General features: G+C 50.2%; 20 protein-coding genes. 7 read left to right on the top strand and 13 right to left on the bottom strand.

Going from position 1 to position 24,679, the window contains the following annotated elements; genetic code table 11:
* Positions 1-187: 187 nt before the first annotated feature.
* The 5 genes from gltX to ruvB all read right to left on the bottom strand — a co-directional run bounded on the left by gltX (position 188) and on the right by ruvB (position 5,485).
* Complete coding sequence (gene gltX / locus AACT35_RS15090) at positions 188-1,633, bottom strand: glutamate--tRNA ligase (protein ID WP_099237643.1); 1,446 nt, start codon at positions 1,631-1,633, stop codon at positions 188-190.
* 168 nt (positions 1,634-1,801) lie between these two features.
* Positions 1,802-2,014: a photosystem I reaction center subunit IV gene (locus AACT35_RS15085; protein ID WP_012307012.1), complete on the bottom strand. Its 213-nt coding sequence runs from the start codon at positions 2,012-2,014 to the stop codon at positions 1,802-1,804.
* 99 nt (positions 2,015-2,113) lie between these two features.
* Positions 2,114-2,731 (bottom strand): DUF6391 domain-containing protein, encoded by a 618-nt coding sequence (locus AACT35_RS15080; protein WP_099237641.1) that lies wholly within the window; start codon positions 2,729-2,731, stop codon positions 2,114-2,116.
* Positions 2,732-2,793: 62 nt separating this feature from the next.
* Positions 2,794-4,290: a site-2 protease family protein gene (locus AACT35_RS15075; RefSeq protein WP_099237639.1), complete on the bottom strand. Its 1,497-nt coding sequence runs from the start codon at positions 4,288-4,290 to the stop codon at positions 2,794-2,796.
* A 103-nt stretch (positions 4,291-4,393) separates the two neighbouring features.
* Positions 4,394-5,485: a Holliday junction branch migration DNA helicase RuvB gene (ruvB, locus tag AACT35_RS15070; protein ID WP_099237637.1), complete on the bottom strand. Its 1,092-nt coding sequence runs from the start codon at positions 5,483-5,485 to the stop codon at positions 4,394-4,396.
* A gap of 162 nt (positions 5,486-5,647) precedes the next feature.
* On the opposite strand from ruvB, the gene AACT35_RS15065 reads away from it, so the two are divergent.
* Complete coding sequence (locus AACT35_RS15065; protein ID WP_099237635.1) at positions 5,648-6,877, top strand: sugar phosphate nucleotidyltransferase; 1,230 nt, start codon at positions 5,648-5,650, stop codon at positions 6,875-6,877.
* Here the strand turns inward: AACT35_RS15065 and AACT35_RS15060 are convergent.
* Positions 6,854-8,311 carry an ankyrin repeat domain-containing protein gene (locus AACT35_RS15060; RefSeq protein WP_254047936.1) on the bottom strand — a complete coding sequence of 486 codons (1,458 nt, stop codon included), beginning with the start codon at positions 8,309-8,311 and terminating at the stop codon, positions 6,854-6,856. The two genes, AACT35_RS15065 and AACT35_RS15060, sit on opposite strands and share 24 nt — an antisense overlap.
* Before the next feature lie 158 nt (positions 8,312-8,469).
* Here AACT35_RS15060 and AACT35_RS15055 point away from each other — a divergent pair, with 158 nt between their 5' ends.
* Positions 8,470-8,940, top strand: a complete 471-nt coding sequence (locus AACT35_RS15055; RefSeq protein WP_012307006.1) for a DUF4079 domain-containing protein — start codon at positions 8,470-8,472, stop codon at positions 8,938-8,940.
* Here the strand turns inward: AACT35_RS15055 and AACT35_RS15050 are convergent.
* The gene (locus AACT35_RS15050) at positions 8,924-9,700 is read right to left on the bottom strand and encodes a DUF1997 domain-containing protein (protein ID WP_254047935.1); all 777 of its coding nucleotides are present in this window, start codon (positions 9,698-9,700) and stop codon (positions 8,924-8,926) included. The genes AACT35_RS15055 and AACT35_RS15050 overlap by 17 nt on opposite strands.
* Positions 9,701-9,845: 145 nt before the next feature.
* Between AACT35_RS15050 and AACT35_RS15045 the strand changes: the two genes are divergently transcribed.
* Genes AACT35_RS15045 through AACT35_RS15035 form a run of 3 tightly spaced genes read left to right on the top strand, consistent with a single transcriptional unit; the run spans position 9,846 to position 12,658 of the window.
* Positions 9,846-10,508 carry an SDR family oxidoreductase gene (locus AACT35_RS15045; RefSeq protein WP_099237631.1) on the top strand — a complete coding sequence of 221 codons (663 nt, stop codon included), beginning with the start codon at positions 9,846-9,848 and terminating at the stop codon, positions 10,506-10,508.
* Positions 10,489-10,692, top strand: a complete 204-nt coding sequence (locus AACT35_RS15040; protein ID WP_158227946.1) for a hypothetical protein — start codon at positions 10,489-10,491, stop codon at positions 10,690-10,692. The genes AACT35_RS15045 and AACT35_RS15040 overlap by 20 nt, the downstream gene beginning before the upstream one ends.
* Positions 10,655-12,658 carry a DICT sensory domain-containing protein gene (locus tag AACT35_RS15035; RefSeq protein WP_099237629.1) on the top strand — a complete coding sequence of 668 codons (2,004 nt, stop codon included), beginning with the start codon at positions 10,655-10,657 and terminating at the stop codon, positions 12,656-12,658. The genes AACT35_RS15040 and AACT35_RS15035 overlap by 38 nt, the downstream gene beginning before the upstream one ends.
* Positions 12,659-12,946: 288 nt before the next feature.
* Here AACT35_RS15035 and AACT35_RS15030 read toward each other — a convergent pair whose 3' ends face one another.
* The 3 genes from AACT35_RS15030 to AACT35_RS15020 all read right to left on the bottom strand — a co-directional run bounded on the left by AACT35_RS15030 (position 12,947) and on the right by AACT35_RS15020 (position 18,384).
* Positions 12,947-13,528: a thioredoxin family protein gene (locus AACT35_RS15030; RefSeq protein WP_099237627.1), complete on the bottom strand. Its 582-nt coding sequence runs from the start codon at positions 13,526-13,528 to the stop codon at positions 12,947-12,949.
* 62 nt (positions 13,529-13,590) lie between these two features.
* A complete protein-coding gene (locus tag AACT35_RS15025; protein WP_099237625.1) occupies positions 13,591-16,650 on the bottom strand; it encodes a PAS domain S-box protein in 3,060 nt (1,019 codons plus the stop codon).
* A 129-nt stretch (positions 16,651-16,779) separates the two neighbouring features.
* Positions 16,780-18,384: an ABC transporter permease gene (locus tag AACT35_RS15020; RefSeq protein WP_173867210.1), complete on the bottom strand. Its 1,605-nt coding sequence runs from the start codon at positions 18,382-18,384 to the stop codon at positions 16,780-16,782.
* 184 nt (positions 18,385-18,568) lie between these two features.
* Here AACT35_RS15020 and AACT35_RS15015 point away from each other — a divergent pair, with 184 nt between their 5' ends.
* Entirely contained in the window at positions 18,569-18,811 is a 243-nt protein-coding gene (locus tag AACT35_RS15015) for a hypothetical protein (protein ID WP_099237621.1), read from the top strand.
* 15 nt (positions 18,812-18,826) lie between these two features.
* On the opposite strand, the gene AACT35_RS15010 is transcribed toward AACT35_RS15015, so the two are convergent.
* Both AACT35_RS15010 and AACT35_RS15005 read right to left on the bottom strand, forming a co-directional pair.
* Complete coding sequence (locus tag AACT35_RS15010; RefSeq protein ID WP_099237619.1) at positions 18,827-20,602, bottom strand: S8 family peptidase; 1,776 nt, start codon at positions 20,600-20,602, stop codon at positions 18,827-18,829.
* Between the two features lie 85 nt (positions 20,603-20,687).
* On the bottom strand, positions 20,688-21,491 hold the full coding sequence (locus AACT35_RS15005) for a YaaW family protein (RefSeq protein WP_371410747.1): 804 nt from the start codon (positions 21,489-21,491) through the stop codon (positions 20,688-20,690).
* A gap of 94 nt (positions 21,492-21,585) precedes the next feature.
* Here AACT35_RS15005 and AACT35_RS15000 point away from each other — a divergent pair, with 94 nt between their 5' ends.
* Positions 21,586-22,560, top strand: a complete 975-nt coding sequence (locus AACT35_RS15000; RefSeq protein ID WP_099237617.1) for an NAD(P)/FAD-dependent oxidoreductase — start codon at positions 21,586-21,588, stop codon at positions 22,558-22,560.
* Between the two features lie 12 nt (positions 22,561-22,572).
* Here the strand turns inward: AACT35_RS15000 and hmpF are convergent, their stop codons facing one another.
* Positions 22,573-24,300, bottom strand: a complete 1,728-nt coding sequence (hmpF, locus tag AACT35_RS14995) for a pilus motility taxis protein HmpF (protein ID WP_099237615.1) — start codon at positions 24,298-24,300, stop codon at positions 22,573-22,575.
* Between the last annotated feature and the right edge of the window lie 379 nt (positions 24,301-24,679).

Raw genomic sequence — 24,679 nt, 5'->3', positions numbered from 1 at the left:
TTTGGTGACTGGAAAAATTTAGAATTTTAAGTTCTTAAGCCCCTCAATCTGGATTTGACAACCACATCCCTACGTTGTTCTATCACTCTCGATTAGGTGAGGATATTAAAAAAACCTCCTTCCTCATTCCACTGATGAGTACCAGAGGTCTTCTTGGATTTGAAAACCAAATCCCTACGATGGCGGGTTAGATCGAGGCGATCGCCTGATTAAGTCTTTCGATATCCCAACCTTTTTGGTGGAGGAGTACCCAGGATTGCATGAGATCGGGGCCTTGGAGTTCGCCCATCAGTCCGGCACGCATGGATTTCATGACAACGCCTTTTTTGACGCCATGGGCTTTGGTGACTTGGTTAATGAGTGCTTTTGCTTCATCGGGGGTGAAATTAGTACTGGTTTGGATGTTTTGGAGGACTTCCTGGAGAATCGCTTTAACGCCTTCGGTTTGGAGTTGGGCGGTGGCTTTTTCGTCTAAGGTGATGCTGTCACCAAAAAGAAGTCGGGTTTCTTGGGTAACATCGGCCAAGCGGGTGAGGCTGGGCGCAACGAGGGTGACAAGGGACTCTAACCAGGAGCGATCGCCTAGATAATCTCCGTAACCTGCTGCTTGTAAATAAGGGATAAGCAGATCAGTCAGGGCGGGGATCGGCATTTGGTGGAGGTACTGGGCATTAATCCAATCGAGCTTATCCCAGTCAAATTTTGCGCCGGCTTTATTAACCCGCTCTAGGGAAAATTCCTTCGCAGCTTCTTCGAGGGTAAAAATTTCTTGGGTTGAGTCGGTCGGCGTCCAGCCCAAAAGACTCATATAGTTGGCGATCGCCTGGGGGAGAAATCCCATTTGGCGAAAATCATCAATAGATGTCACCCCATCCCGTTTCGACAATTTACGTCCTTCTTGATTGAGGATTAAGGGTGTGTGGGCAAACAGGGGGACTGCCGCACCGAGGGCTTCATATAAAAGAATCTGTTTAGCAGTATTAGCGATGTGGTCTTCCCCTCGAATCACGTGGGAGATTTGCATATCAATATCGTCAACTACCACCGCAAGATTATAGAGAGGCTGACCAAAAGACTCATTCCCTTCAGGGGTGCGGGCAATCACCATGTCACCACCGAGATCGCTACCTTTCCAAGTCATGGTGCCTCGGATCAGATCTTGCCAAACGATTTGCTGGGCATCGTCAATTTTGAAGCGAATCACGGGTTTACGACCTTGGGCTTCAAATTCAGCTCGCTGTGCCTCCGTTAAGTTGCGGTGACGATTGTCATAGCGGGGCGCTTGATTATTCGCTTTTTGTTGTTCCCGCATCGCCTCAAGTTCTGCAGGAGTACAGTAACAACGATAGGCAAGACCTTGATCTAAGAGGGTTTGGATTGCTGCTTTGTATTGATCCAGCCGTTGGGTTTGGAAAAAAGGGCCTTCGTCCCAGTGCAAACCGAGCCATTGGAGACCCGTTTTAATGTTTTCGGTGTATTCGGACTTAGACCGTTCCAAATCGGTATCTTCAACCCGGAGGACAAAGGTGCCGCCATGGTGGTGGGCAAAGAGCCAATTAAAGACAGCAGTTCTAGCTGTCCCGATGTGGAGATTTCCGGTGGGACTTGGGGCAATACGAACGCGAACAGTCACGGGGTTAATCCTTTGTTGTAGTGGTTTAATTTAATCTTTGTGGTGGCTATTTTCCCATTGTCCTCTAGGAATTTGAAGGGGCATATAAAAACACCGCCCCGTAAAGAGACGATGTTGGTTGTGTGTTTAATATCAAAAATGGGTTTTTAAAAAGAGAGACAGAGGGGCTTAGCCGACGACTTCGAGTTCATGCTCAGCGAAGTTGTTGGTGTTTAGACCACCAGCACTACCGCTGAAGCCGTTGTAGTTGACTTTGTTAAAGCGAACAATGACGGGATAGATAATACCGCTTTTATCAATGCTTGCTACTGTACCGACATCGCCGTACCAGTAGGATTCTTTCCGGAGGATTTTAACTTTGGATCCGCGTTCGATAGCCATGCTTATGTTCCTTTAAAGCGATTACTAAAGAGTGTAGTTAGACTTAGATAACAGCCTACTATCGGATAGGGGTTTTCAGGCACTTGAAGTGTTTAAGTTTTATTGCGCGTCCTGCCACCGTAATCGGACAAAATGGCTTGGATTTCCACTCTCGTCCGTGTTTTCTTGGATTTCTTCGGGGGTGAGATTGAAGGGAATCGCGGTGGTGATGTGCTGTTGGGCATATTTACCGAGATCGGGGGCGATCGCCCAGGCAGTAGCAGCAGCAGTCCCCATACCGAGGAACTGAGTGAGGGGATCTTTGGGGAGTAGCCAAGCGGCTCCACCTGCTAAGCCAGCAGTCAGCAATAGGGTGACAGAGATATTGGTGCCGCAGCGGGGATGGACAGCTAAATTCCATTCCCCAGACCGGAGGCGATCGCCTGCTGTACTGACGGCCTGGTAGAGATCAGTTTTATCCACGCCACCAAATAAATAAAAACCTTGCCCCGTGGACATCCCGCTTAATTCCGCATAGTGGTGACGCCAGGCCGTTGGATAGCGTTCTGCCAATTCCGTAAGCACCCAAACCGTTCCATGTTCCAGGGCGTGGGCTTGGCGAATAAATAGCAGCTCCCTCAGACCAGGCACGAAACCCAATTGCTCGATTAAAGTTTGATCTTGACTGGCCTGCGGTGAAAACCAGTCACCATCCCAGGAAAAATTACGCGCTGTCATTGCTGTTGCTATCCTTTGCTGAAAAAATTTTGTCCATTTAAGCTTGAATTTTCCCCAAGAGGTTAAGCGCCGATCCCCAATTGTCCCGCCAAGCTGGGACTCAAGGGAATTAAAGTCACCAGCATCAAAAATAAAGCGACCAATCCCAGGATCGCCCGGGTATCATTGGGTTCTAATAGTTCATTGAGGCTGGGGCGTTCTGCTTCCCGTTGTAAAAAAATAATAATTAAAGCCCAGTAGAGAGGAATGGGGTTTGCCGGGTTAAACAAAGCCACTAGCCCCAATACCACGAGGGTAGCAATGGTGGTACGACGAGCTGTTTTACGGCCATAAATAGCCTGGACGATGCGGCCTCCGTCTAAACAACCAGCGGGGAGTAAATTTAGCGCTGTAATCACAAGGCCCAACCAGCCCAGAATCGTCAAGGGATGAATCGCCACAATTGCTTGTTGCAATCCATCGCCTAGGAAAATGCGCGCCAGGGTACCCACCAACACTGAACCCTGGAAAAATTGACTCGGAACTTTAAATAGACTGTCCGGGTTAGAAAGCCCAAAACCACCCAGGAGGAACAGTAAGGAAATGAGCCCCCCCACCGCTGGGCCAGCAAAGGCGATGTCAAAGAGTGCTGTCCGGTTCGGAAGCAGGGATTCAAAGCGGGTAATCGCCCCAAAAGAAGCAATCTGCCAGTTGGGGAGGAAAAAAGGAATACTGAGTTTGACATTATATTTTCGGCTCGTGACCCAGTGGCCTAGTTCGTGAACGCCCAAGATGAGCCACATCCCCAGGCTGAGGGGCAAGACCTCGGTATAACGCTGCCAATCACTGAAGAAATCAAAGCCTTTAAGGACGCCAATCGCTTCTAGGGTCGTCGCCAGGGTGGCAACCAATAAGACTAAAGCGACATTTTTCTGGGCGAGACTCGTGGTTTTGGGATCATTACTGCTCGGTAAGATCACGATCACTGGTTTGCCTTCTGGGTCTTCGACCAAGAAGAGGCGGTATTTATCACCCAGGCGATCGCCTAATTTTTCCGTCAGCTTTTGGTGGGCTTCTTCGGGTTCCCCCCGCAAATTTCCCTTAAAAATGGCCCCTTCTTGGTAGGGAATTGCTTCTGTGGCAAAAAATGTGTCAATGCCAAAAATACCTTTAATGGTTTGGAGATCCTCTGGATTAATGGGTTGAATTTCGGGTTCAGTCGCCGGATCTGCTGGGGCTTGTGTCGAGGATTCCGTGGCTTGAGTCTCAGTTTGGAGGCGTTCTAAGGACTGTTTGCGAATCATTTCCCCCTGGCCTGCTTCTCGGCGTAGATTACCTAAATAGATATAGGCTCCCGCCGAAGCCACCAAAATCAGCACCACACCAATGAGATCCAGGCTCACCCCTAAAAGAATGCAACTCAATAACACCAACCAGGGAACCGTAATCGCGAGGGATTGTCCCCAGGCCAATAACCCTAAGCGTCCCGCTTTTTGCGATCGCCGATAGCCCCACAAAACCGTACCCAAAGCCGCGAAAATAAGCAGTATTAATGCTGAGGTTGCCGGGGAAAAATCCATAATAAAGTTGCGTTGATCGTCCAAATTTCAAGTGTTTTCCCTATTTTAGAAGGATTTCTCCAGAAAGAAATTTCGAGGCCGCCACCCGCAAGACTCGTTAAAACTAGGGTAAAAGGTCGAGTTGGGTGCTTTGTTCCACCGGGATTAAACCGAGATGCTGTCTTGCTTTTGCGCTCACTACCCGTCCCCGGGGCGTGCGGTTTAAAAAACCAATTTGGAGTAAATAAGGCTCGTAGACTTCTTCAATGGTCTTACTGTCCTCGCCAGTAGCCGCGGCGATCGCCTCTAAACCCACCGGGCCACCCCCAAAGTGATTGAGCATTGTTTCTAGGATTAGACGGTCTGTCCAGTCCAATCCCAAAGTATCAACGTTGTACAGATCCAAAGCCGTTGCCGCCACCGTTTGGGAAATTTTTCCATAGCCTTTGACCTGGGCATAATCCCGGATTCGCCGTAACAGACGGTTGGCAATGCGAGGCGTCCCCCGTGCTCGACGGGCAATCTCTAAAGCGCCCTCTGGGGTAATGGGCTGCTCTAGGATTAGGGCACTGCGATGGACGATGGCAATCAATTCATCGACCTCGTAAAAACGTAACCGTTGAATCAAGCCAAAGCGATCGCGCAGAGGGGAAGTTAAAGCCCCCACTTTGGTCGTTGCGCCAATCAAAGTAAAAGGCTTCAGGGGAATACTACGGGTTCTGGCACTGACTCCTTTGCCAATGGTGACATCTAAGCGGCCATCTTCCATCGCTGGATAGAGCAATTCTTCGGCCATGCGATTAAGACGGTGGATTTCATCGATAAACAAAATGTCACCAGCCTCTAGGCCCACCAAGAGGCCACTAATATCACGGGGGCGTTCCAGGGCGGGGGCAGCGGTAATTTTACAATTCACCCCCATTTCTGCGGCTAAAATCAAGGACATGGTTGTCTTCCCTAACCCAGGGGGGCCATACAGCAACATGTGATCGAGGGGTTCGCGGCGGGCTTTGGCAGCGGCGATCGCAATACCCAATACTTCCTTCAGATCCCTTTGACCTAGGTAATCTCCCAGACGTTGGGGACGAATGCGATCTTCATTGGCCGATTGTTCTTGGTCTTCGGGCAGGGCTTGACTCGTGGTGAGGGCATCTCTACCCAAAGCCGGATCACGTTTAGGCGGGAAACCATGGCCTTGGTTGCGTTTAATCGCCATTGCTGTAGACAGAAAACAACTGTCACTCCATCCTAAACTGAATCTTTTGGGAAATGCGGGCATTTAGGGAAAGGAACACCTTTCGGTAAAATAAAGACCAATCTTCCGAGGCTTTGCGCCATTTAGCCTGAAAACAGTCATTGTTCGAGGACAATACCATTCATGAAAGCCATGATTCTGGCAGCGGGTAAAGGAACCAGGGTTCGTCCGATTACCTACACCATCCCCAAGCCCCTCATCCCAATTCTGCAAAAACCCGTGATGGAATTTTTGCTGGATCTGCTCGCCCAACATGGCTTTGATCAGATTATGGTGAATGTGAGCCATCTCGCCCACGAAATTGAAGGCTACTTTAAGGATGGTCAACGCTACGGGGTACATCTGGCCTATTCCTTTGAAGGCAGTATTCAAGATGGAGAATTACAGGGGGCAGCCCTCGGTTCGGCAGGGGGCCTGCGTAAGATCCAAGATTTTCATCCATTTTTTGACGATACTTTTGTGGTGCTTTGTGGTGATGCCCTGATTGATCTAGACCTCACCGCAGCGGTGCAATGGCATCGCGAAAAGGGGGCGATCGCCACCGTAATCACGAAATCTGTCCCCCAAGAAGCGGTCTCTAGCTATGGCGTGGTGGTCACAGATGACGAAGACCGGATTTTGAGCTTCCAAGAAAAGCCCAGCGTTACCGAAGCTCTCAGCACGAAAATTAATACCGGGATCTATATTTTTGAGCCAGAGGTAATCGATTTTATTCCCCCCAACTGCGAATTCGACATTGGTGGTCAACTGTTTCCAAAGCTTGTGGCGGCCAATGCACCTTTTTACGCCCTAGATATGGACTTTGAGTGGGTAGATATTGGCAAAGTTCCTGACTATTGGCAAGCGATTCAGAGCGTACTCCAGGGCAAGATCAAAAATGTGCCTATTCCCGGCATCGAAGTCAAACCAGGAGTTTATACAGGCCTGAATGTGGCCGTCAACTGGGATAAAGTCGATATCCAAGGCCCTGTCTACATTGGCGGTATGACCCGCATTGAAGATGGGGCAAAAATTATTGGCCCGACCATGATTGGCCCCAGTTGTTGGATTTGTGCAGGCGCGACCGTTGAAAGTAGTGTGATTTTTGAATATTCCCGCTTGGGCTCAGGGGTACGCCTCAAGGATAAATTAGTCTTTGGGCGCTACTGTGTTGATAAAACGGGGGCAACCATTGATCTGCAAAAGGCAGCCCTGGACTGGTGGATTACAGATGTGCGCCATGCCCATCCCCCCACGGCACCGGTGAAAAATCCCCACGTGGTCGAATCCTTAGAAATTGAAAAGTTTTTAAATAGCTCTAGCTTGGCGGCAGACTCTCCCCCACCGCCATCATCTCGCCCCAGCAGCCTTTAAGAGCTTCACAACGGTCTTACATTGGTTAAACTGAGCAATTTTAAGGGCTGTGTCGCCCCGTTTGTTTTGGGCATTGAGATCTAAATCTGGACACCGTTCGAGGAGCAACTGAATGACGGCATGGTGATCCCGGTGGGCTGCCCACATTAAGGCTGTGGCTTGATGTTGATCTGTGGCATTGGCATCGGCCCCCGCGTTTAACAGCACTTCAATCACTGCTTGATAACCGCGATCGCCCGCTTCCATGAGGAGAGTTTTGCCGCTGGGGAGACGTTCATCAGGATTAGCTCCCCTTGCCAGAAAAAGTTCGAGGAGTTCCAGCTTGCCTTGGTTGAAGGCGATCAGGAGCGCGTTTTCTCCTTCGTTTTGGTAGTGGAGGTCTGCACCTTGGTCGAGAAGAAGTTGGGCGATCGCCCTTTGCCCCTGGTAGGCAGCAACCAGGAGGGGGGTATCACCTTGGTGGTTGGCTAGGTTCACCGCAGCATTTTGGCGGAGTAAATATTCGACAATATCGTAGTGGCCTTCGAGGGTTGCTAAATGGAGGGCCGTGTCGCCTGCTGTATCAGTGCTATTGGGATCTAATTGATGTTTAAGTAGATATTGAACTAAGGCGAGATTGCCAGCAGCCCCCGCGAGAGGCAAAATATCCGACTGAGTCAGGGTTGCCCCGGCCTGAACCAAACGTTGTGTGAGGGGCAAATTCCCCTGTTCGACGACAAAAATAAGGGCCGTATCCCCATCAAGATCTGTGGCATTGACCGCCGCCCCAGCAGCCAACAGCATGTCAACGACCTCATCGTAACCCGCAATAACTGCGTGCATGAGGGGGGTCTTCCCGTCACTACTGGGGAGATTCACATTTAACCCGGCCTTGAGTAGGACTTCTAAACAGGCGATCGCCCGCTCCGACACGGCCACCGTCATCGCCCCTAAGCCTTGGTAAGGGTTAGCCCGCTGGGCCAGGAGTATCTGCACCACCACCGGGTGTTGCCCTTGAATCGCTAAATTCAGCGCCGTATCCCCATCAAAATCTTCGTGGTTAATCTTTGCCCCGGCCTTCAACAAAATTTCTACGGTGGCGATCGCCCCCCGATAGGCCGCCACCATCAGCGCGGTACTGCCGTCTTCATTGGTGGCATTGGGATTAGCGCCGGCCCCAATCAAAAAATGTAGGACTGCCGTTTGTCCTGCCGCCGCCGCCACCATCAGCGCCGTGAGGCCATATTTTCCTCGTAATTCTAAATCTGCGCCGTGGGTAAGACAGAGCTTAACGAGATCCAAAGCCCCAACTTGACAGGCATACATCAAAGGACTCGTGCGATCGCCATCCAAGATATTGACTGGTACCCCCTGGGTGAGCAAGGCGGCCACTCGATCCACATTTTGGGCGCGAATTGCCTGAAATAACTGGGCGCGGTCCACGGGGGCTGTCATCGCGAAACATACAATAAAGGTTAATTTCTATTGTAGAAGTATCCCGAATCGATCCTGTCCCAAGCCGTCCCAGATTCTAGCTGATAATTTCCATTTACCAGGGGAATCGGTTAAGTTTTATAAAGATTTCAGCATCCTGAACGAAGGAGAAAACACCCATGAGTTTTGAAATTCCAGAGTCCGTCAAAGTCTGGTCCCAGTTTGGTCACCCCATTATGATGTGGGTCTTGTTTGGGCTTTGTATTTATGCGATGTACCTCGGCATTCAGATCCGTCGCATCCGGAGTGCCGATAAAGAAGTCCGCAAAGAATTGGTAAAAAAACAATTTAACTTCAAGCACCACCAGGTGGGTTCGGCCCTGCTGGCATTTATGGTTTTGGGCACCATTGGCGGGATGGCCGTCACCTACATCAACAACGGGAAATTATTCGTTGGCCCCCACCTCCTTGTCGGTTTAGGGATGACCGGTTTAATTGCCATCTCAGCCTCTTTGGTGCCTTTTATGCAACGGGGCAACGACTTGGCGCGGGTAACCCACATTGGCTTGAATACGTTGCTGGTGGCTCTGTTTGGTTGGCAGGCCGTGAGTGGTATGGATATTGTGACGAAAATTATTGGCCGTCTGTAGGTAGCGTCCAGGCAAAATTTTCGGGGGGGACAGGGGTACTGTCCTCTTTTTTGTGGGTTTCTGGATTGTCTTCGGGGGGACGAATGACGGTACAACCCCGGCCACTCTTGAGGGGTAAGGGGAGATTGAAACAGTCGTGGAAGTCTTGCTGGACTTTTGTGGTGAGGCGCGGTGAAACCTGGGAAACAATGGTCGCGAGGAGGCGATCGCCTGTGGTTTTCAATAGACCCTGGGGCAACTTGTAGATAAACCGGGGAAATTGAACCAGCACCTGTAAATGCAGCTCCCAATTCACCTGGGTAATCACCGGCGGCATCGGGCGATCGCCGAGTAGTTTGCGTGCCTGGGCATCGTTGGCAAGTACCTGTTCCCAGGGGAGATGGTCGAGGCACATCAGCGCATCATAATCAATGGCATAGCCCTGGGATTGGGCCTCAGGGAGGGGCACATTGTACATTCTGTAGGTATTTTCAACGGGGGGGTCAAAAACCACCGCCAGTTTTGGTTCTACTTCATAGCCGAAATTGCCAAACTTGCCCACCGTCAGAATATAGCCATTCTCGGTGAGGGGTTCTACCTGCATCGGTTTTGCACAACGGTGAAACCAACCGCCATGGCGATCTAGGTACGCCGCGACTTCCTCTAGGGGCGCGTACATTTGCATGATCCCTCGATAGTGGGTCTCAAAATGCATCGGTGGCGTTTCGGGGTTACCGTCACCAAAGGCCGTGAATAGACGAGACGATTCCGCAGGGTTCATAGCAGCAAAAGACAAGAAATAAACTTGTTGTACCTAAAATCATGCCCGCTTTTCTGTAAAGTTGCACCCCAAGACCGAGGAATTCAGGGTAATAATTGTAAATCGAAGGCAAATTTCCGCCAGCGATTTTAGGAGGTTAATGAGGATGAAAGTTTTAGTGGTCGGGGCGACGGGGGAAACGGGACGGCGCGTTGTCGAAACCCTAATCGCCCAAAATATCCCAGTGCGGGCCATGGTTCGGGATCTCAACAAAGGCAAAGAAATCTTGCCCTCGGACGCAGAATTAGTCGTTGGTGATCTCCTCGATAAAAAATCGCTCCCAGGGGCGATCGCCGACTGTGACCACATCATTTGTGCCGCTGCGGCTCGACCCAGTTTGAACCCTGCCGCTTTTTTTCAAGTGGATTATGTCGGCACCAAATCGCTGATCGATGCTGCTGTGACCCAGGGAGTTAAGCAATTTGTCCTCGTCACGTCCCTTTGTGTATCTAAATTTTTCCATCCGTTGAATCTATTTGGTCTGGTGCTGTTTTGGAAAAAACAAACCGAGGCTTACCTCATCAACAGTTCCCTCAATTACACGATTGTCCGTCCCGGTGGCTTGAATGCCGAAGCCGCAGCACCCCTGGTACTCGCCCAAGCCGATACCCTGTTTGAAGGACGAATTCCCCGGCAGCAGGTGGCAGAATTATGCGTGGCCGCCCTTGATCATCCCCAGGCAAACCGACAAATTATTGAAGCAATTACAGACAGTGACCGTGAGCCTCAGCCGATCCCTGACCTGATTCGTGCCTTGGGCTCTGCGTAATGGCGATCGCCTCGTCACCATTCATTCAGTTGCCAAATCCCCTAGAAAAATTGATCAATATTGGGTGATCAAGGATAATCTAGGGAATTCCTCTGGTCCATCGTTCGTAGAAGGCGACTATTCCTTTCGGGAAAAAGCATTTCTTAATGAGTATTCAAACCTCGGTTGTCAAACAATTATTTGAAGCCGTTCCCCATGGGCGATCGCAACTCTATTTCAAATCTTCCCTAACGGCACTCTCCCACGCGATGGAAGATCAAATCCTTGCAGGTCAAGATTCCCCCTTGGTGATCGCCAGCTTCCAGCAAGAAAGATACTACCGCCAGGAAGCAACCCGTTATCGTCGCATTGCCGATAAATCCCAACAGGTTTACGTCCTCGCGGCCCCAGAAACAGAATTTGAAAACGCTTCTGACACCTACGAGCGCATTGCCTTTACGCCAGATGATGCCCTAAGCGAAGAGTGGCACCTAGTGGTGATTGGGGAGAATTTTGCCAGTTGTCTCCTCTGCCGAGAAAAACACAACAATTCTGAAAAGGGAGATCACTTCGCCGATAATGCCCGTCGCTTTGAAGGTATTTGGACCGAAGACCGCAACATTACCGAAAAAGCAGCGGAAATCCTCCTCGATCGCATTGCCCAATATCGCCCGGAGCTCCAGGAAAAAATTCAAACGGCCAAGGAAACCTACCTCCAGAATGGTCACCAAGATCTAACGGAACATCAGCCTAATTCCACCGCCGATCCCTTTGTGCAGCGCTTGGTGAACTATCTCCAGGCGGGTCAATACAAAATCCTTAAGGCCAACCGCTCCCTGGCAAATAAAGAACAAAAGGAGCGTTTAATTAATACGGTCACAGCGGCCATTCGGCGATCGCTCGACACCGAAGACATCTTGCAATTGGCCGTCGAAAAATTAGGAGAAGGTCTCGGAGTCTGTCGCTGCATTATTTACCGTTGCAAAGAGTCAGACGAACAAGCCCAGATCCAGCATGAATTTCTCCACGGGGATCAAATTTCTGTAAAAGGTCGCAATTGGCCCCTGAAGGATAATCCCCTCTTTCAAAAGGTGGTCTCCCTGGGGGAAGCCCTCGGCATTGATAATACCGAGCAAGATCCAGACTTCATCAAAGACCAGCTAGAAACCCTCACCCAAACCTGTTCCATTGTCTCCTGGCTGCTGGTGCCGGTACTCTACCAAGGGCGACTGATCGGCATGATCGAGCTCCATCACTGCCACCCAGAGGCGATCCACTGGCGACAGGAAGATATTGCCCTCGTGGGGGCGATCGCCATCCAAGTAGGTGTAGCCCTAATTCAGGCCGAAGCCTACAACAACCTCGAAGAACTCAACGAACAATTAGCAGCCCTCGACCGTACCCGCTCTAACCTTGTGGCGATCACAGGCCACGAACTCCGGACACCTTTATCGACGATTCAAGTCTGCCTAGAAAGCCTTGCCAATGAGCCGGATATGCCGGAGGAACTGCGCCAGGTGATGCTAGATACCGCCCTCCAGGATGCAGAACGTCTGCGCACCCTCGTCCAGGATTTTCTGACCCTGTCCCAGCTCGAAAGTGGTCGGGTGGAGTGGAATATTGAACCCCTGATGCTCTATGAATGTGTGGAACTGGCCATGAGCCACGTGCGGGCCAAACGTCATCAAAGTGGCGGCCAACCCCTGCCCCAACTGATCAATCAAGTTTCGCCAGATTTGCCCCTCGTCCAAGCTGACGGGGAATGGCTTGTAGAAGTGATCGCCAAGTTACTGGACAATGCCTGTAAATTTAGCGATGCCAAGCAGGGTCAAGTGGCGATCGCCATCACCGCCGAAGATCCCCATAAACTCACCGTCAGCATTATCGACAATGGCCGGGGCATTGAACCCAAACGCCTCGAAACCGTCTTTGATCGCTTTTACCAAGAAGAAGGGGCATTGCGACGGAGCGCCGGCGGCACTGGCTTAGGATTAGCGATTTGTCGCCAGATTGTCACCGCCTGGGGGGGAGCGATCTGGGCAGAATCCGAAGGTAAAAATCAGGGGAGTCAATTTTCCTTTACGGTGCCGGTCTTTGAAGAACCCAGCCCACCGAAAACGAACCAGACCAGCAAAACAAAAACGAAAACGAAGCGTTCCCGGCGTCGCTAACAAACGCTCACAAAACTGAGCAATTCACCTTAAGCTTTGTGAATATTCCCAACTAAATATCAGCATGGGCCTACAGAGGACTAAGAGCGCAGGACAATGAAGATAGAGGGACACCACAGAATCCTACAGACTCCCTATCTGAGCGAGAGATCCCTGAGTGAAGTCCCAAGGAGGCTTTATGTTAAGCACCTATTTATTTCCAGATGGCACCCTGTACATTTTAGTAAAACTGCTTGTCCTAGCCCTCGTCATTTTGCTATGGCTGACGGTCAAGTCGTCCCCTGTGGTTTAGCCAAAATAACTGGGAGCATTGCCTGGTTTCCATTTGATATTGCAACCAAGGCTAGGCTTTTGGTTCGGATCAGGGGTTTCTTTTGCCAAAACAGCGGCGATCGCCTGGCGAAGATCAACTCCCGTCACGGGCTTGTCATTACCGGGGCGGGCGTCGTCCAATTGGCCCCGATAAACCAGCTTTAGGTCCTGGTCGAAAAGGAAAAAATCAGGGGTACAGGCCGCTTGATAACTTTTGGCGATCGCCTGGGACTCATCATAGAGAATCGGAAAATTTAATTGGAGTGCTGCCGCCATTTCCTTGAGCTTCTCTGGGCCATCATCCGGATAATTCTCTGCATCATTGGCACTAATGGCGACAATGCCTAGCTCCTGGGGGGCGAAATCTACTCCCAACCGGGCTAGCTCATCCTGGACATGGATCACAAACGGACAGTGGCGACACATAAAAATCACGAGCAAACCCGCTTTCCCCCGGAAATCTCCAAGGCTAACGGTTTTTCCGGTGGTGACATCCGGTAGGGCAAAATCAGGGGCCGGAGCACCCAGGGGAAGCATGGTGGATTCAGTGCGAGCCATAAAAAATTACCTCAATAATTGTGTATAAGTTGCTGGGACTGACGCAAACCATCAAAATCAATTTAGCGATCGCCTTCATAAACCCAAGTGAGATGAAGATGGGTCTGAAGCATCTCCAATAAATTTGAAAAATCCAGTGGTTTTTCTAAAAAAGCGTCAAAATCCGAATTTATATTATGCCAACCATGATCCAAAACATCCCCGGACATGGCGAAGATAGGGATTGTCCTAAATTTTTCGAGTTGACGAATCTGGTGGGCCATGGCTTGGCCGTCCATCCGGGGCATCACCATCTCTGAAATGATGAGATCCACTGGATGGGCTTCTGCCACCATCAAACCATCTTTTCCGTTTTCGGCTTCGAGAATCTTAAAACCCAAAGGCATCAAGAAGTGTTTAATCACAGAACGATTAACCCAACGGCTATCCACAATCAGAATGGTCTGCCTGCGGCCCACATAACCAATAATTTGTAAGTGATCACGGGTCGCTTGATCATCAGCAACCAGGGGAGGACTAACGAGCACCTCCGATAGCTCCAGGTCAAAGGAAAAACAACTCCCTTTGTTCGGGTAACTCGTTAACTGGAGTTCACCCCCCATCATCGCCACTAATTTTTGGCTGATCGCTAATCCTAAACCTGTACCGTGGGGCCGACTGCGGCGATCGCCTACCTGCTCGAAGGGTAAGAAAATTTTCTGATGGTTTTCGGGGTCAATACCGCAGCCTGTATCCCGAACCGCGAAGTGTACTCTGTGCCAATGGTGCTTAGGAGATTTGGGGGGAGTCTGCGGGGGCTGGCTTAATTGAACGTCTAAAACAACGCTTCCCTGGTGGGTAAATTTAATCGCATTGCCCAATAGATTCAGCAACACTTGCCGGAGACGTTGATCATCGACCAGTAAATAATCGGGAATATCTGGATCAATATCGTAATTGAGGAGGAGTTGTTTTTCTGTGGCCTTGATCTGACAGGTTTGGATAATATCCAGAATAAAGTAATGGAATTGTACCGCCGTTGGAATTAGTTCTAGGCGCTGGGCTTCAATTTTAGAAAAGTCAAGCACATCAGCAATCAAACTCAAGAGATGATGGCCGCATTGTTCAATGATTTTGAGGCTGCTTTTTTGCTCTGTACTCAAGGATTCATCAAACATCAAAATTTGCGTATAACCCAAAATGCCATTTAAGGGTGTGCGCAGTTCGTGGCTCATATTGGCGAGAAACAGACTTTTTGCCCGGTTTGCTTCTTCGGCTTGTTTTTTGGCGGCTTGGAGGGCGAGTTCATTGGCCTTGCGGTCCGTAACATCCATCGCCATGGTGATTTGCAGTTTACGTCCATCGGGCAAGGTACCAAGGGGAGCACTACTAAAATCCCAAATACGTTGGTCGCCGTCTTTGATCAGGATGGCGTATTCACCGTCATGGGTAGAATTTTGGATCTCATAAACTTTCTCGATCCCCTGTAGAGCTGTCAGATATGCTTCACCGTAGGCTTTTGCTGCCCAGGCTGCGATCGTGGGAATTTCCGTGATGTCATAGCCAGTTAACGCCGTCCAAGTACGATTTAGCTGCAAAATTTCACCATCACTGGCGTAGAGCAGAATGGGAAATGGGGCGTCTTGAATCGCCCGGTAGAGACGTTGTTCACTTTCGCCGAGGGCGGCATTAGCTTGTTTTTGCTGGGTGATGTCTTGGACAAAGATAAAAAATCGGCTTTGATCGGCGCTGAGGTCAGTGGTCAAACTCAGTTGCATTTCTCGGATCTGACCTTTTTTGTGTCGCCACTGTTGATAGAGTTTAAGTCTGCGGCGATCGCCCCATTCTGTGAGCAGTTGTGCGGGATCGAGGTTGTCGGTAATGAGCAGATCAAAAATTGAGCGTTGCAGCAATTCATCGCAGTCGTAGCCTGTCATTTCGCCCAGGGCCACGTTAACTTCGAGAAAATAGCCCCGATCATCTAAAACGGCATAACCATCGATGGCAGTTTCAATGGCCGTTAAATAACGGGAGGCACTAGCGGCACGGATCTGTGCTTTTTCGATTTCTGCTTCCCTGGCGATCGCCTCTAACTTAAAGCGCTGTAACCGCAGCATTTGGTAGCCTACCCAAAAAACAACCCCAATGAGTAAGCCCGATAGACCACTAATGGCGATCGCCAACTGGCGAATGGGAGCATTGGCTTCCCGGAGATTCACCTTATAAATCACAGTCCAGGGGGCTTGGGTCGTTTCAAAGGAAGCCCCCACAACGGGAATATTGCGGTAATCAGTGCCCCGTACCAAACGCCGAGACTGCAAAATTGCTTGGGTTGCGAGGAGAGAATCTTGATCCAGGGAACGACTTAACCGTAATGGTGGATCACTAGCGAACCGGAGAGGATTGAGGTAACGAATATTATTGCCTTCACGACGCACCAATAAGGTTTCAGCGGTGGCACTAGCATTGGCCGCTCGGTCTAATAGACTATATAGAAAATTCTGGGGATCTTTTTCTAAATATACCGCCCCAATAAGGTTATTTTGCTCATCGTAGATGTAAGCTAAAACACCATAAACGGGCAAGTCTTGATTACTAACTTTTAGGAGACTCAAGTCGATCAAACGTACTTCTCCCCCAAGACTTGTTAGATGATCCTCATCCCCAAAAGCGGCGTTAATTGCCTTAGGTAAGGGATTTTGAACCCCAGTTTGCCAAGCGACCTGTCCCTGACGGTTAAAAAAAACGATGCGGCGGTAATCGTAACTGGTTTGCACATCAAGGGCAAACTGATTAAGGCTGGCTTGTTGCTGCTGCACAATGGCAGAATTTGGATCATTCGTCGCAAAGGCTTTGAGGGCATCAATAGTCGTGGGCCTTGAGGCAAGCACCCGGGCATCACCTTTGCGTTCTAATAACCATTGATCAATTTGGGTCGCCTGGAGTTCAGCCACTCCCAAGAGATTGTCCTGTAGATCGAGTAACAGTTTTTCACTGAACCAACGAAAGCTAACAATACCACCAGCAACGACACTAACAACGGCGATCGCCAACCCCCAAGATAAATACCGGACATTGAAGCGCGCTTTGTACGGACTTTGATGTGACTGGGAATTCGGCAGCTTGGGGGAATCCTGGAACATTTGTCTGGAAAGCCGACTAGGATAACGATGATTTTTGTAATGAATAAAATCAATCTTCTAGAAGTCACCTTACCCATTCTCACCCAGCTATTAAAGATTTGTAGCGAATTTCTTACATTTGTTATCCATTCACTCGTTACGGACGTGGGCAATACGCCAACTGAGAAAAATCACCGGAATCAAGCCCACCGCCAAAATCGCCAGGGCGGGCACAGAGGCTTCGACTAACCGTTCATCGGAAGCGTATTGATAAACCTTCACGGCCAGGGTATCGAAGTTAAAGGGACGAATCACCAGGGTCGCCGGGAGTTCCTTCATCACATCCACAAACACCAACATCGCAGCGGTTAACAAACCACTCCACATCAGGGGAGTATGCACACTCACCAGGGTACGAATCGGGGTATAACCGAGGCTGCGGGAAGCGTCGTCTAGGGTGGGCTTAATTTTGCCGAGGCTCGTTTCGACGGCCCCAAAGGACACTGCCAAAAAGCGCACTAAATAGGCAAAAACCAGGGCGGTAATCGTGCCACTCAGGAGTAAGCCCGTGGAGATATTGAACTGGGCTTGGAAAAAATTGGCGATCGCATTGTCGAGTTTCCCCATGGGAATCAGAATCCCCACCGCAATTACCGAGCCGGGAATGGCATAACCCAGGGACGCAATCCGCACACCCAAGGCCATCCAGAGGCTGTGATTTAATCGTTGACCGTAGGCCAAAATCAAGGCGATCGCCACCGCTAAAATTGCCGTCACACTCGCTAAGACGAAACTATGCTGGGCAAACTCCCAGAACTGTGTCCGAAACCGCGCCTGGGGACGATTAAAGGCCATTTCCAAAAGAGTACCGACGGGCACAACAAACCCAAAAAAAACCGGAATCCCACAGGTCAGCGTGGCGATACCAGCCCGCCATCCTTGCAACTCATAGGCCTGGGGTTTGTCATAGTTATTACTGGTTTGGTAATACTGGGCTTGGTGCCGTGACCATTTTTCGAGAACCAACAGCCCCGCAATAAACAGCATCAATACCGCCGCCAGTTGTGCTGCTGCCTGGGGTGCCCCCAACCCAAACCAAGTGCGATAGATCCCCGTGGTGAAGGTTTCGACGCCAAAATATTGCACGGTGCCAAAATCATTCAAGGTTTCCATCAAAGCCAGGGCCAGACCCGCCGTAATCGCTGGCCGAGCTAAGGGTAAGGCGATCGCCCAAAAACTTTTCCAGGGGCCGCAGCCCAAAGCGCGACTCGCCTCTAGGGTTGTGACGGACTGTTCTAAAAAAGCCACCCGCGCCAGCAGGTAAACATAGGGGTAGAGCACCAAGATCAACATAATGATTGCCCCCCCCAAAGAACGAACTTCCGGAAACCAATAATCCTGGGCCGATTGCCAACCGAATATTAGTCGCAAAAACCGCTGCACCCAGCCGAAGTAATCCAAAATATCCGTATAAATATAAGCCAACAGGTAAGCCGGAGCAGCGAGGGGCAAGAGTAACAATACCTCCCAAAAACTTTGGCCCCGAAAGCGACACATCGTCACTAACCAAGCCGTGGCCACCCCGACAACTGTGACCCCCACGCCGACCCCAAGCATCAACCACAGGGAATTGAACACATAACGCCCCAGCACCGTGTCGACTAGGTGACGCCAAATTTCGCCAGAATCCGTGAAAACGCTCCCCAATACAGAAAAAATCGGTAGGGCAATCAAAGCGGCGATCGCCAGAGTCATCGGAGTCCAAAAATTAAGCTGTAAACGTTTCAAGGGATTCACAATCAGGAGAGGTACTAAAATCCCATTGTGGAGTGAAGGGGAAAACTAATGCAACTCATTTGCACCAAAGGCTACCCCGTCGGGACGATAAAATAGGCAACATTAATCGCTATTGCCCACAGCAAACCCCAAGCTATTAGTTATGAATCAACCCAACTTCCTCACCCCAGAAGAATCCCTCGATGTCGATGCCGCCCTCTTAAGTAGTCCAGAGAAATTTCTCGCTCGTCTGACCATTTCTTCCCAACGGTTACTGGGGATCATTGCCCAAGATCTCGATTGCCCCATCGAAAACCTGAGCCACAAAGAAATTATCCAGTGGTTTGAAAAGGACGCCAAAACACGCCAGGAAAAAGGCCCAGAAGCGGCTGTTTTAAAATGGTAAGTTTTGACAGATTTCCTAGTTACTGGTTTTTAACGGTTCCGTCAGCATCAATTTCGCTAGGGCCACACACAGGAGTCCATTAATCCCTAAAAATGCCTGGGCTAAAATACCCGATCCCAAACCCCAAACTGTCGGTGCGGCGATCGCACTGACCCAGAGACAACTCGCCACCCCCAAACAGAGACCAACCCCAAAGCGTTTCCCCCCTTCCGTACCAGCAAACAGGAGCAACACCCCAAAGGGAATTAACACACTCGCGAATAGTGGATTTAAACCAGGATTTCCGTTGATGGCATTGCCCAATTCCGGGAGAGAACTGCCCAGAAGCCGAAAAGGGGCCTGGGGCAAATCAAAAATATAAATGCCCTTGAGGAAAAATAACCCCGAACTGCCGAACACTAAGCCACTACTGAGGGGCCAACCCCACCCAAAGGGCAAGTAGTTCCGCAGCAGAAAAGCGAGAAGATAGGAACCCAAAACCATCGCTAACTTCGGCAAAAGGGCCACTGTTCCCCCATCGATCCAGAAACGAGGATTCAAATACCCATTATCCCGGAGCCAGCGGAAGAAATCTTTGACGGTGATTTTGCCTTTAAGGGCTTTTGTTACCGCCTGACCTGCATTCAGATACCCAGCACCGTAGTGGTTTAAAGGATCTTCCGTAACCTTTTGGGCCGATTGGGTTAAGACCTGTAAAACTTCGGCTGGTTTAGTCACACCAGTCGCTTTCACCATGGCCGCCACGCCAGCCACATGGGGCGCTGCCATACTGGTGCCTTTGTAGTCGATAAATTCTGGTTGCCCTGTTTTTGGGTTAAGGATTTCCTGGAGAATGCCTCCCGCTTCACTGCCCCCAGGAGCCGCAAGATCAATTCCCGCCCCGTAATTGGAATAGGGCGCTTTTTTGCCAGCCGCATCGGTGGCCGCAACGCCGATCACTTTGGGATAACGGGCTGGATAGGCAGCAGCATTTTTGTTGGCATTCCCCGCAGCGGCAATGATCACCACGTCTTTGCGATAGGCATAGTCAATTGCTTCTTGCATCAGCTGGCTCGCACCAGCCCCCCCAAGGCTGAGGTTAATCACATCGGCCCCTTGATCGGTGGCAAAACGGATTCCCTCAGCGATGTCAGCGACGGTTCCCCCACCATTAGCGGCAAGGACTTTAATGGGCATAATCTTCGCTTTATAGGCAATGCCCGCAACACCGTAGTTATTGTTCGTCGACTGGGCAATTGTCCCGGCAACATGGGTGCCATGGCCCACATCATCTAAAGCTTCCGGGCGATCGCCCACGAAATCGTAGCCCCCAGCAAAGGCGGTTTGTTCTAAATCTGGCACAGGGCTAACCCCAGTATCGATAACCGCCACGGTGATCCCTTCCCCTTGGGTTTCTGACCAGGCGGCTTCGACATTAATGCTGCGTAAATTCCATTGCTTTGGGTAATCTGGGTCGTTTGGCACCCCGTAGGCCCGGTAAATGTAGTTGGGCTCGATGTATTCCGTTGCTTTTTTAATGGGGTCAGATTGGCGCAACCACTGGAGCATTTCTCGCTTGCCCTCGATAACGTAGATCTGGTCAGCAGCGGAAAATTCACTATTGAGCCGGGGGATGACGTTGAATTGTTGGGCGATCGCCTTTAACTGTGCCTCAACGACACTGGTTTCTACGGTTTCGCGAAAATCTAAGATTAAAGAGTCGTATTCCCCTTGGGTCGCCAAGCTCGGCGATCGCCAAAGGCCAAACCCAAGACCAATACAGAACAGCAGCAAAATTAAAAATTTACGCATGGGGAAGTTTTGCCAAATCTATTGCCCCAGCCTAGCTCAAACTTCTGTGAAAACGGGCCAATGTAACAGAGTTAAACCGGGGGGTTTAAGCAACAACCAGGGGTTCTCTAGTGAGGCGAATTTGGGCCAAGGTGACAATCATCGGGATAATACGCCCGTAATTAGTGGCGATCGCCCGCCAACCGAGATCGACAAGAAACCAACTCCACAAAGCCGGGACAACAGCCCCCAACACACTACGGGTGAGGCCATAACGCAGGGCAGTTTGGGTCAACATCAAAGAACCAAGCCTTGTTGTGGTTGTTTTTAGGGCTTGGCCCGTCGCAAAATGTAGCGCCAACTGCCGGGCAACCTGCTTCATTAAAAATGATTTCAGCACACTACTAATCACCAAGGTGCTACTCCCTTTAAGGAAAATTCTCAGGGGATTATGTTGGAGTTGGACGGGCAAAGCTTCGGGTAAATCCGTTTGGGCCAGCGATCGCCTCACTCGATCAATCAGGGCGCGTTGTTCTTTTTGGGGGAGTTTATCCCAAGCGCGGCTGGTCAAGGCGAGAAAAATTTCTGCTTCAAGCTCAATAGTATCCAGGGCCGTACCACAGGGAATATCGAGGAATTCTCCTACCTGAAACAGGATCTGGCGGTAGGTGAGGGTTTTGGTTTGGCGACGGAGCACCGTAACCCCATCGGCGGCTAGAAAACGGAAGCGGGTTTCGATGTGCTGAATTTGGTGATCGCGGTTTTGACTACGAATGGCGCTGGGTTGAGGCGTTTGCCAATAGTCGAGGGGATTAAATTTGCGGCTAAAGAGCAGTTGAGTGAGGTGGTGCAGTTCCTCATCCGTTGCTAATTCCAGGGCTGTCCGTAGTTCATCCACAGCAAACATCATCTCCACGCTTGATGCTGCCTATTGTAATCTAGCTTTTCGCTGGTCAACTTTTTACAATGGGGCGCGGACAGAGAACGTCAGGAAATGTGATCAAATGTTGGATGTGGCGATTATTGGGGCGGGCTTAGCAGGGATTCATTGTGGCCAAAAAATTCAACAGGCAGGCCAACAGGTCGCACTTTTCGATAAATCCCGTGGTGTGGGTGGTCGCCTCGCAACCAGACGGATTGCAGCACAGCCCCTCGACCATGGTTTACCCTACTGGGAGATTTTAGGAGCCCATACAGCGGCTTTAACGGAAACTTTAGTTGCAGCCGATCTTTTAAAACCCTGGTCGGTGGCAACGACCAATCGCCTTGATCCAGAGATTTGGCAAACCCTTGCGGGGGAACAACGGTGGATGGTGCCAGCGGGAATGACGGCGATCGCCAAATATTTAGCCCAAGATTTAACAATTCATCGAAGTCAACGCCTGATCCACCTCGAAGAAGTTGCGGGCCATTGGCGACTGACCTTTGAACAAGGGGAAACCGTCCGCGCGAGGCAGGTGGTTTTAGCGCTGCCCCTGCCCCAGGTGATCACACTCACTTATTCTTTTATTACCGTGCGCGATCGCCTTGCGGAAATTTTCTATGCGCCAGCCCTCTCTCTCATGGTTGGTTATGACCAGTTTGATTGGAGATTTCCCTGGCAAGCACTCCGCCTTAGCCAACATCCCCGATGGCGCACAATTAGCTACGAAGGCCAAAAGCGATCGCCTGGGAATTTCACCCTAGTCTGTCAAACGACGGGAAATTTTGCCCAAAATTATTTAGAGACAGCGGATTTAACCACCGTCGCCACCACGCTATTGGATGAATTACAAAATCTTTTTACCTTACCGACACCCCAATGGTGGCAGATCCAGCGTTGGCGCTATGCTCTCCCTGCAACGAACTATGGCCAAGCCTATTATCGTTTTGCCACGGACTCTCCCCTGATCGCCTGTGGAGATTGGTGTTTGGGAAATGGTATCGAAGGGGCGATCGCCGCTGGTTTGGCCACTGGTGATGCGCTTTTATCTGTGTAAATTTAATTAGTCCTACGGAGAGTGAGTCGCCTCGGCCATGGTTTGTTCGAGTTCCTGGGCGAGCTGTTGCTGTTGTTCGTTGACCTTGAGGAACTGATGGATTGAATTTTCTAGGGTGCGGAGGGACTGGATAATTTGTTCTAAGGTGTCCTTGAGTGGAAGTAACTCCCCTTGATAAAGCTGGATTTTTCCCTGTAATTGCGCCTGTTCCCGCTGTTTGGCTTCGTATTCAGCTTGTTTTTGCTCTAGATCCTTTTGTTGTTGCGCTAACTCCCGTTCCTGGGGCATGAGGATATTTTCAAGCTGCTGAATCGTATGGTGCATCGCCTCAATTTCTGCTTCAAGCTTCTGCTTTTGGGTTTCGTCTTCCTCCTGATAATCTTCGAGGTAGGCGATCGCCGGACTTAGGTCAATATTTTGCTCGGCTTCTACTTCAATAATTCCTTGGCGACGCTTGAGAATGCGTAAATGCTGTTGTAATGCCCCTTGGCGTTCCCGGAGGGTGCGTCGCTGACCCACTAAAGTCTGGTTGAGCATCCCTAATTTTTCTTCTTCGTCCCTGAGTTCTTCTTCGAGCTCTTGGAGTTCCATCACATTGTCTGGTTCAACTGTCGCCAAAGACGCTTTAATTTCTCCTACCGCCTCATGTTGGAGGGTGAGTTCTTCTTCCTGGTCATTGACAAAGCGAACTAGTTTATCTAAATCGTCCCGCAGTTTCTCGACGGTGGTTTCGAGTTCTCCGAGGGGCATGGCCTCGATCGCCGCTAAATCCACTCCATAGTGCTCGATGCCCCCCATTCCGGCAGCGAGATTATTGAGCAAATCCTGCATATCTTCTTGGCGCTGACGTGACGTAGCTAATTGGTTGAGGTGGCTTTGTTTAGCCTGTAGAAGTTGCCGTTGGATCTGGAGTTGAGTTTTGGCGTTTTCTAGGGCTTGACGTCTCTCTTCAACGTTGGTGGTTTCGGTCTGGACTTGGGTGGCGATCGCCGCGAGTTGGGTCTCTAGTTCCTGAAGCTGTTGGGGATATTGCGCGAAGGTTTGAAAAAGTTCTTCCTGTTGCGTGAGTTCGTCGAGCAACTCACCTAGTTGGGTGCGTACTTCGTCTGTGGGGGCATTATTACTTTGGCACTGGACGAGAATTTGCTGAATTTTTGTGGCGATCGCCGGGCTTAATCCCTGCCCATCAGTTTCTTCCTGGAGATTGGCTAGCCGTTGTTGTTCTCCCCGGAGCTGCTGCCAGGCACCCTCTAATTCAGTTTGCTTACGGGCAAATTCTGCTTTAATTTCGTCGGCCTCGGCCTTAAGTTTTTCAAAGGCTAGTTTTTCGTCCTGGAGCTTTTGCAGTTCGGCTTCGGTTTCTTCAATTTGGTCAAGGCGACTATTCATTTCCTCCTGGCGACGATTGAGTTCATCGGCTTGGTAGGTCAAGGATTGCCGCCATTGTTCAATTTCTTCCTCTTGGGATTTGGATTTGTCCATGAGGCGAGAAAAGTTCTGGAGCACCGTCAACAGACGGTTTGTGGCGATTTCGGGGGAGCCTTGAATCGTCCGATTATTGCCAAGATTGACGACCACGAGGGTTCCGTCATTGAAATTACTCAATTCATCGGCAGGGACTAATTCTTCCCCAGGCACCGTGCTCCAACTGCGATCATTACGTTCACAGGCAAGCAATTTGATTTCGGTCTTGCTTCCCATGAATCCTTTCGTTTTTTTGACCTCTGCAAGGTATAGCACGTGAATGTATTCCCCCTGAAACTGCTAGTGCCTGAGCGAAGTGGTGATGAGCCATGGATAGAGTGTAGTGCGTAGGTGACCTAACTTTAAAGCCTTAGGCGATCGCCATTGGTTGGGACTGACCGGAGGACTGCCATCACGAAACATTTTTAGGATTACCCATGGTCAAGGGGGCACTTACGACTGGAGTTGACTCACCTTCAATGATTTTAGAAGATCATTGTACTGGCTTAATCTTCTTGGCTAGGAGTGTAATTTTTCGTGATTTTCTGACATAGCAACGAACGACTTGTCTTACCCTAAAGGGAAAATGGTAGGCCAGTTAGTCTTGATACTTGTCCACGACAGTGAATTGCGCCTGGGATTAGTTAAGCTTTAA

It is taken from the genome of Synechococcus sp. BDU 130192, from assembly GCF_963876085.1.
In the GTDB taxonomy this organism is placed as follows: domain Bacteria; phylum Cyanobacteriota; class Cyanobacteriia; order Cyanobacteriales; family MRBY01; genus MRBY01.
This window is presented reverse-complemented; position numbering and strand designations above follow the sequence as displayed.